The sequence below is a fragment of the Bacillota bacterium genome, assembly GCA_009711825.1.
GTDB lineage: Bacteria > Bacillota > Proteinivoracia > UBA4975 > VEMY01 > VEMY01.
Map to the genome: position 1 here is coordinate 89764 of VEMY01000038.1, position 9073 is coordinate 98836.

11 protein-coding genes are annotated in these 9073 nt (G+C 50.9%); 3 read left to right on the forward strand and 8 right to left on the reverse strand.

Annotated features, from left to right (window positions below; translation table 11 throughout):
• Window positions 1-95: 95 nt before the first annotated feature.
• Complete coding sequence (locus FH749_11885; protein ID MTI96164.1) at window positions 96-632, forward strand: GNAT family N-acetyltransferase; 537 nt, start codon at window positions 96-98, stop codon at window positions 630-632.
• 17 nt (window positions 633-649) lie between these two features.
• Here the strand turns inward: FH749_11885 and FH749_11890 are convergent, their stop codons facing one another.
• The 8 genes from FH749_11890 to FH749_11925 all read right to left on the reverse strand — a co-directional run bounded on the left by FH749_11890 (window position 650) and on the right by FH749_11925 (window position 7539).
• A complete protein-coding gene (locus tag FH749_11890) occupies window positions 650-961 on the reverse strand; it encodes an FMN-binding protein (GenBank protein MTI96165.1) in 312 nt (103 codons plus the stop codon).
• Between the two features lie 62 nt (window positions 962-1023).
• Window positions 1024-2391, reverse strand: a complete 1368-nt coding sequence (locus tag FH749_11895; GenBank protein ID MTI96166.1) for an FAD-dependent oxidoreductase — start codon at window positions 2389-2391, stop codon at window positions 1024-1026.
• Window positions 2392-2542: 151 nt separating this feature from the next.
• Window positions 2543-3157, reverse strand: coding sequence for a response regulator transcription factor (locus tag FH749_11900; protein MTI96167.1), 615 nt, complete (start codon window positions 3155-3157; stop codon window positions 2543-2545).
• Complete coding sequence (locus FH749_11905) at window positions 3147-4520, reverse strand: hypothetical protein (protein MTI96168.1); 1374 nt, start codon at window positions 4518-4520, stop codon at window positions 3147-3149. The genes FH749_11900 and FH749_11905 overlap by 11 nt, the downstream gene beginning before the upstream one ends.
• A gap of 83 nt (window positions 4521-4603) precedes the next feature.
• Entirely contained in the window at window positions 4604-5347 is a 744-nt protein-coding gene (locus tag FH749_11910) for an NAD-dependent deacylase (GenBank protein MTI96169.1), read from the reverse strand.
• Window positions 5344-6480: a class I SAM-dependent methyltransferase gene (locus FH749_11915; GenBank protein MTI96170.1), complete on the reverse strand. Its 1137-nt coding sequence runs from the start codon at window positions 6478-6480 to the stop codon at window positions 5344-5346. Before FH749_11915 ends, FH749_11910 begins: the two co-directional genes overlap by 4 nt.
• A complete protein-coding gene (gene nth / locus FH749_11920; GenBank protein MTI96171.1) occupies window positions 6461-7111 on the reverse strand; it encodes an endonuclease III in 651 nt (216 codons plus the stop codon). The genes FH749_11915 and nth overlap by 20 nt, the downstream gene beginning before the upstream one ends.
• Window positions 7111-7539 (reverse strand): GNAT family N-acetyltransferase, encoded by a 429-nt coding sequence (locus FH749_11925; protein ID MTI96172.1) that lies wholly within the window; start codon window positions 7537-7539, stop codon window positions 7111-7113. Before FH749_11925 ends, nth begins: the two co-directional genes overlap by 1 nt.
• Window positions 7540-7690: 151 nt before the next feature.
• Between FH749_11925 and FH749_11930 the strand changes: the two genes are divergently transcribed.
• Complete coding sequence (locus FH749_11930; GenBank protein ID MTI96173.1) at window positions 7691-8254, forward strand: hypothetical protein; 564 nt, start codon at window positions 7691-7693, stop codon at window positions 8252-8254.
• Between the two features lie 133 nt (window positions 8255-8387).
• On the forward strand, window positions 8388-8627 hold the full coding sequence (locus tag FH749_11935; protein ID MTI96174.1) for a hypothetical protein: 240 nt from the start codon (window positions 8388-8390) through the stop codon (window positions 8625-8627).
• Window positions 8628-9073: the final 446 nt, after the last annotated feature.

A 9073-nucleotide genomic window follows, 5' to 3' on the forward strand; every position in this document is an offset into this window, starting at 1 on the left:
AATCTTGGCATGATAGATTTTAACCTGCGCCAGTGGTGGCCTGCGATTCTGGTTATCATCGGCATCGGAATGCTGTTTGAACGCTCAAACTAACAATCATTACTGGGGGAATAAATGTGACAATCGAGATTAAACGCCTGGAATCCAGGCATCTGACCCAATTTCTCCACCTCTGCCGGGAACTGGACGCAGAGGGCGCTGGCGTATCGTTTACCCGACTGAAATCCATCGAGGACACCGAGGAACTCCTAGCGGACCAGCGGACCTTTCTCTACGGTGCCTTTGAAAATGATAAACTGCTGGGCGTGTTCCGGGCCCGCCAGGGCGGCCCAGGTAAGGAACACTCCTGCTACATTGCCGCCGCCCTTACCGCCGCCAGTCGCCGTCAGGGAATCGCCCGCAAGTTGATGAATTACGCACTTAAGGATTTGAAAGCCAACGGCATCTGGATGATCCGGGCCTGGGTCTACAGCAATAATCATCCTTCTATCTGCTCCCTGCTGGATGCCGGCTTTATGTGGGCAGGCACCAACCACTGTCATCAATGGGATGAAAAAGAGCAGGACTATGTCGACGACCTGCTCTTTCATAAGGATTTACGCGCTATAGAAGCAAAAGCCGCCAAGGGTTGACCTTGACGGCTTTTCAATTACTTTTCTGCCTTGGAGAGGGCTGAGTTTACAGCGTTGATAACTGCCTCAGAAGTCAAGGTGGCGCCACTTTCAATGTCTACATCGGTTGATTGAGTATCGATTATAGCTTCAGTAACTTTTGTAAAAGCAGCATCAGCAATGCCTGGGGTCTCAGAGTGTTCACCGATATTAACTGCTACAATCTTATCATTCTCGATTTCGACTTCCACCTCTACATCGCCATTGTACCCTTTGGCGGAAGCAAAATAAGTTCCATCTTCGTAAATCGAGTCACCCCCACACCCAGCAATTACAGCGACTATCATCATTAAGCAGAGCAAACCAACTACTTTACGCAAGATACTTTACCTCCGAAAGATTTATTTATTCCTTACTTAATATCGGCGACTGCAGTCCGGCCGGCTATTCTTCCGAACACAGCCAATTGCGCATGGTTAGCGCCCGCACTACGCCCGTCACCAATCATGCCAGTTACACCGCCTGCAGCATAAAGACCCGGGATTGGCTGTCCTGTTGTATCTAGAACCCGGCTGTCCAGGTCGGTATCGACCCCACCCATTGTTGTATAGCTACCAGGAATAACCTTAGCAGCAACGTAAGGTCCAACGCTAAAGTCGGCAAACGCATCAGCATCACGTCCATAAGGGGCTACAGTCAACTCATCAAGAATCTTCTCTAGCGATTCAGGGCTGAGATCAGTCTTTGCCGCTAACTCAGAAATTGTATCTGCTACAAAAACATGTTCTGACTGCCCAATCTGAGCATTGAGACGCCCTATATTTTCAGCCTCGTCTAGAGGTAAAACCCACCAGGCAAAACCATCAGGCTGAGCCAAAATAGCGCTGCTAAGTTCCTCGCGGCTAGCACTTTCATTTACAAAGCGTTCACTTTCGGAATTGACGTAAATACCTCCGTCTGGGCCGTCTACCCTCACGCCACCAGGGAGATAACCATGACGTACGACCATCCACTCCATACCTACCAATTTTGCTCCCACTTCTTTGGCCATCTTATGCCCATCACCCGATGAACTCGGAGGCATCAAACTAGTCTGCAATCCAGCCCATTGCGGTGCATATTTTTCGATCATCTCGGCGTTAGCACCAAACTCACCGGTAGCTAAAATCACCGATTTTGCATCTATAAGGATTGTATCCACATCTGAAACGGCTTTTACTCCAACCACTCTTCCTTCATCCATTACTAATTCAGTTGCCTTTGTGTTGAATAATATTTCTACATTCAGCTCCTCAACTTTGTCCATTAAAACCGAGATCAATTCAGCGCCATGATTACTGCCACTGGCATGTTCAGGACGATCAGGGGAATCAGGATTGATATACATGTCGTAACCCATCTCAACATACCAGTCTAAAGCATCGCCGATATTTTCTGCAATTACCCTGATATGCTCTAAAGAGCCCTGTTCCTGACCACCTTTATATACCAAATCAATAAATTCTTCTACAGTATGACCTGCCCCTGCTTCTTCATGCAGTTGGGAGCCGCGACCGCCCAGCCTGCCTGTACGCAAAGTGGAACCACCAGCAAAACTCATTTTTTCAACAATAATTACATCTGCACCTTGCTCAGCAGCTTCAATTGCTGCTACCAAACCAGCTCCCCCAGCGCCAATAATAACGACATCAGCAGTATAAGGCTCTTCCTCAGCACCACCGGAGCAGGCCGCCAAGCTAACCAACAACAACAAACTCATAATCAGTGCAGTACTACGCATACAGCTCCTCCTTTAATTGTGTATATAGTTTCACAACCTACCACATCCGTAAGCACATATGAATGCGCTATGCCTATTATAGTCTTTAATGCCCAACGCCTGGAGGGGAGAAAAGTAACATAAAACCAGGGACAAATGTCCCTGGTTTTATTTAACAGCCACTATTCTGTTTGTGCCAATAAAGTGCCGCTTCTGTTCGGTTCTCTAAATCCAGTTTTCTTAAAATCCTGCTCAGATAATTTCTTACGGTTTTTTCCGAAAGGAATAACTGCTTGGCGATTTGCTTGTTTGTCATCCCCTGGCCAACCAAAGCAAGCACCTCATGCTCTTTTCGTGTAAGCTTCCAGTCATTTCCAACCAGTTGAACAAGATGTTCACTGACCTCCGAAGCATAAACACTACGTCCTTGATAGACAGTTTTAATTGCTTTAACAATTGTCTCTGAATTCTCGTATTTAAGAATATAACCTGCTGCCTTTGCTTCAATTGCTTTTAGAGCCATCTGTCTGTTTATAAAGCCGGATAGCAGTAACACCCGGCAAGAGTGTTCTTCTGTTAACACCCTGCAACAATCTAAACCATTGCCATCTTTTAACTGAATATCCATAACAACAACATCCGGCCTGCACTCATCATAAATATTTTTGGCTTCAACCGCAGAATCGGCTTGTCCCACGATTTCCATATCAGAATCGGCACTTAAGATTGCTGCCATCCCTTGTCGGACAACGGCATGGTCTTCTACCAACATAACTCTAATAGTCATTGGAAACCTGCCCCACAGCCCACGGAAGCTTCAGCCCCACCCGAGTGCCGTTCTCATCAGTTTCTATCGAAAAATGGCCACCGACTTCCATCGCCCGTTGACGCATAATCCTGATTCCTATCCCTCTTTTCCTTTTATTTAAACTAAACCCATGCCCATTGTCGCTAACATGTATTTCTATGCCCTCCAACATATCCTCAAACCGTATAACAATTTCACTGGCTTCGGAATGCTTTAAAGCATTGGTTACAGCCTCCTGAATAATATAATAACACTGATCAGTTGCGTCACATTGCAGTCCACTTAAGTCCAGACCAGATGATATTTCGATACGCAGCCTGACATTAGTTAACGCTGAAAGCTGCATAATGTAATTATGCACCCGGTCGATCAAGCTACACTGCTCGGATTGTTTTATTTCTTGCTGTAAATAACCTCTTGCCTGTGCCAGCAAGCGAGAAATATGAGATTGAAGCTCCCTTACATTGATTTTATCAGGGTTGGTTGCAATTAAATCCATGTGTAACGATAGCGCAAAAATGTCCTGCACAAGATGATCATGAATATCCTGCCCAAGACGTTGACGCTCTTCTAACACTGCCTGGCGACTCCTCAACGCTGTTATCCGGGCCACGTTCTCCCACTCAAAAACCTGAATAACCTGCAAAAACATAACGGTTATAACAACAGCTATTACCATCCGCACGACCTCTACTGGAAAGCCGGTTATACTCTGGAAAACTTGATTGTTGATAACGTTAGCTGGAAACCAGCTTTGCTCACGTATAAGCAAACTGGAAAAAAAACCATAACCCCAAAACAACATCCCTGCAACCTTCAACTGCCAGAAGCGGGTCAACCCCAGCCGCCCCAAATATTTTGTCAAACGAAACAACCCCCACCCAGCAAAAACAGCTCCAGGGAAGCCCAAAAAATAATTGTAAATAAAGTGTACAGAAAACAGCACCTGGCTTCCTAACCCATGAAAATATATCTTAGCTGCCACAACTATCATCCAAATCCCAGCAATACTCAAGGGAATAACCCATAAAGAAGAGAATTTCCGTACGCCTAAATTCTCCAGCAATCTGGAACCAAAGTAAAATAGACAGATATACGAGATAACAGTTAACATTTGCTTTCCCAACAACAGGTGGGGATTCCATTCAGGCACCAACTGGAGAAGCCATGCCAATACAAACCACTCAGAGAGTCCATGTAACAAGCCAAACATTCCAAGCCAGATCAAAGGGCGGGCTAATGGTAATTGACTCAACACAACACGGCGATTCTGTAATATTAAGCTAATGCCTAGAGTAAAATACGCAAGACCGTAACAAAAGTATAACAGAAGTTGGTACAAACAATCCCCCCCCTCGTATGTGCAAAGTATAACATACTCTTATTAATATTGATAAATAAAATAACGGCAGATAATTCATGCCGTTATTGCTTGCTGGACAAAGTGCTAATTGTCGCCACCACAGCGCTCAGCACATCCCCAGCCTGACCGCGTACAACTACCTCCGCCAAGTCGTCGCAATTGGTCTCAGCCAAATTGACGATTGCCACCGCCGTCGCCCGGGGCACCAGCCAACAGACCGGGGCCACTTCCAGGCTCGAGCCCACCACCAGCAGGAGCTCGCACTCATGGGCCCACTGCCAGGCCGTCTCAAAGGCCGGGGGCAAGGCATCGCCAAAAAGCGTTACATCAGGGCGAAAGATGCCGCCGCACCTACAGCGGGGCGGATTGTCCCCGGCTTCCACCCGGTCCAATAACGCCTTCATTTCCGCCACCTGGCCACAGGCACATGAACCAGTACGCAAATGGCCGTGCACTTCCAGCACCTGCCGGCTACCAGCCCGCTGGTGTAAATCATCGATATTCTGGGTTATAATGCCGCGAATCAAACCCTGTTCTTCCAGCCAGGCCAAGGCGTCGTGGCAGGAATTGGGTTTGGCAGAGGCCAGTTCTCGGAACACCGGCGCGCCCCGCAGCCAAAATTTTGCCGGATCCCGCTCCAGTACATCCCGGGCAAAGAGTTCCATTGGGTCCATCTGGGCCCAGAGCCCGGTATCGGGGGAGCGAAAATCAGGAATGCCGCTCTCGGTGGATGCGCCGGCGCCGGTGAGGGCCACCACATCCCGGGCAGACAGAATTAACTCGGCAAGCGCTTTGACATCATTCATCCTTTTCCCCTCCCTTTAGCCGCCGCCTGGCGGCGCAGATGTTTCTTGGTTGTCTTGGGCTTAGCTGGTATCGCCCGGCGCTCCTTGCGACTGGCGGCAAGCACCGTATAACCCGCGCCCTCAATAATCCGGCAACCACCAAAGAGCGTGCGCAGTTTGCGCAGATACCAGTCGGGCTTTTTCACCACCACATAGAGCCAGCCGCCAAGGCGCAGCCGTCGGGCGGCAAACTCCAGAAACGAACTTGCCACCCCGTACTCAGTGTGGTAGGGCGGATTGGTGAGGATTAGGTCAAACTCACCCTGCACCGCTGCCGGCCGATGATTATGGATAATCAGTCCGTCAGCGCCGGCGGCAGCCAAGTTACGGCGGCAAGCGGTGAGGGCAATCAAATCGTCATCTATATAGACCACTTCTCCGGCCCCCAAGCGGCTGCAGACCAGGCCAACAACACCGGTGCCGCAGCCCAGGTCCAGTACCCGGGGCCGGGCCCCGGAGGGCACGTCCATGGTCTCCAACATCAACTTGGTGCCCGTATCTAAGCCGAGGGGCGAAAACATCCCCGGCAAACTGGCCACGGCCACCTCCACGCCCCGGACAGCAGCCGTAAACTGACGCCAGGGCAAATCTGGTCTAGCCGCAAGCGGCTCAAATTCGTACAGCGTCCACCCCTCCCCGCCGGCCAGCACCCGGCCATCAGTGTCGGACAGGCGCCCGGCGCCATGGGGGTCGGCCACCAACACCCGCTTGTTGGCGGCGCTTCGGGCCTGGGCCAGGAGCATCGCCAACGCTTCCGGGGAGGGGAGCGCCTCCAGCACAACTGTCGCATAATCCGCCGGCGCCGGTGGAAACATCGCCAGCGCTTCAGCGGCAATTCCGTTCTTCTCTGCATTCAGCACAGCCGCCTGGAGGCGGCTGTGCAGGTAATCGCCCCAGGTGACACGGCTGCCCTTGCGGGCAGCCGCCAGGCCGGCAATCCCCTGCCAGCTGCCATAGTCCAGCAGGCGCTCGCCCCCCAAGTGAGGGAGCAGTTCCCGGTAAACCGGAGGGACGCCGCCGCTGGAGATAACCTCCTGATTACCTAACTGCTCTTTGCGGGTTCCCCGGCCGTCATTAATTATCAGGTTCGGCACCAGATTCCCTCCCGGTGTAGAATTGACACATTGGCGCCAGCGCACATTCCTCGCACCGGGGCTTACGGGCCGCACAGAGATTGCGGCCGTGGAAAATCAGCAAATGGTGAGAATGGCTCCAGCGTTCCCGGGGCAGCGCCTCCATCAACTGGAGCTCGGTTTTCTCCGGGGTCTTGGCCGCCGCCAGCCCCAGACGGTTGGCGACCCGGAACACATGGGTGTCTACAGCAATTGCCGGCTCGCCAAAGGCGTTGCTGAGCACGACATTGGCGGTCTTGCGCCCCACCCCGGGCAGGGCCTCCAGCGCTTCCCGGGTCCCGGGCACCTGGCCGTCGTATTTCTCCACCAGCTCGCGACAGGTGGCGATGATATTTGCCGCCTTATTATTATGCAATCCACAACCATGAATCAACTCCCGCAACCTGTCCCCCCCCAGGCCAAGGATTGCCTCCGGAGTGTTGGCCACAGCAAACAAGCGCCGGGTAATCTGGTTCACCCGGACATCGGTGCACTGGGCCGAGAGGATGGTTGCAATTAAGAGTTCAAAGGCGTTTCTGTGCTCCAGGGCGCAGGCAGCATCGGGATAGAGTTCCGCCAGCAAATCGAGGATTTCTCCGCTCCGCGCTTGCATCACTCAACCCACTTATACATCAGCACCCAGTCAATGCCGTGGACATCATGCTTCAGCGCCGCCTCCACCTGGTAGCCGGCGGCCTCATAAAATCGCTGACTATCGCTGTTCTGGTAAGTCTTGAGGGTCAACTTATGGCAATCCCGGCAGCCCTCCTCGAAGGCCGCGAGCAGTCGCTTGCCCAACCCCTGATTGCGCCGCTGCTTCTCCACAAGCAACTGGCTCAGGTGACCGACACCGCCCAACTTCCAAAACAAAGCAACGGCAACCACCACCCCATCAGTCTCCAACCACACGGTTGTGAAGCGCTTGCGCCAGTGCTCCTGGCCACTCCAGCCAAAGAGCTCCTGATTCGCCTCGGGCCAGTGGGTGTTCATAAACTCCCGAACCGCTTCTGTCGGTTCACCCGCATGTCTGTGAATCTGCATTCTTATCACCTCGCACACTAACTCCCCTAAGTATATCGAAAAATGCCGACAGCGGCAAAATGTGCCAGAGGCCACGAGTATCTGCTCGGCCCTGTCAGGTTAATTGTGCTTCTGATATAATCAGTACATCTTGCAAGTCTGGGGGAGAATAATGCTATTTCAGGAAGTATGGCCTTTTTTAATGCTGGTGACAATATTGCTTGCACATCTGCTCTACATCTGGACCCGTTTGCGCTTGGAACTGGGGAAAAGACATTTCCTGATGATAACGCCACGCAAAAGAGCCGGTTTAATACTCATCGGCCTGCTGATTGTCTTGACAATCGGCTTGTGCATAGACGCCTATAGATCAATACAGGTCTGGCAACATAGCCCGGAAAATGCCGAATTCTTTAAAGAGTATTACCTGCGAACCATGTACCGTCAAATACTCTCAGCTGCCTCCTCGGCCTTGATGTTTGTGCTATACTTCTGGGATGGGCAGGTCAGGGAACGGGGGATCTACACAGGCCGCCTCTATCCTTTGGAGCAATTACAAGGATTTGAGCATGATGGCAGCGTAATCAAAATACACACAACCCGCAAAGCCTTTCTTTCCCCTAAGCCAAAGCAAATCCGCTGGAAGCTAAGGACAGTGGGCGAGGCCAGGCAAGTAATCGGTGCATTGAAAGCAATTGGCATCAATGAAGCAGAAACTCCCGACTCAGATGATTAATAAATGCTCCCAGAACAGGACTCCCAATTAGAGTCCGCTCCCTGACAAACTTTTAGGTAATCTTTAGGTAGAATTGCTCCAAAATAGTGTAAAATTAACTTGGGCAACTTGGGCAATAAAAACGATAGGGGGTGTGAGCATTTTGACCATGGGTAAAGTTAACAAGATAGTGGTCGTTTGTTTAGCAGTACTATTCCTCTTCTCACAGTTTATTGCCGGTTGCAGCGGAAGTATCGGCAGTGACCCCGCGTCTGGCGACTCCGAAATTGAAAATGGTGATGTCCGCTGGCTTTGGTTGGCGGGTGCTGGCTTCGCTTTTCTGCTACTGTTTATGGTCCTATGGGCGAAGTTTGGTCGCAACACCGGTCCATAAACCCAAAAAACCAGGGATCCGAATACGGACCCCTGGTTTTTGATTTCATACAATCTGCAACTTCCCAACCTGCCACCACATTATCCCTCAGACAATCCACCGCTTTTTGATATTTTGGGCACAGAGTGTAAAAAGCAGCACGCTAAAGGCAAGCAACACGCCAAAGCTCAAACCGAGATGCAGATGGCCGGCGCCATCAATAGCGTGTTTCAGCACGTCAACTCCGTATGTAAGCGGCAATGCATAGGACAAGGGTTGTATAAATACCGGTAGCTGAGATATGGTGTTTTTGCTGAACCATATAGCCCAAAAGTTGACGGTATTGCCTGTCCAACAACTGCTAGGTATAATGACCTTATCTTATGAAAGGAAAGGACGCCCCGTTAGCGTGCTACCCATTACAGCAGCACCAGGGCGTCCCAACTCAAAAACCATGGTCATTATAT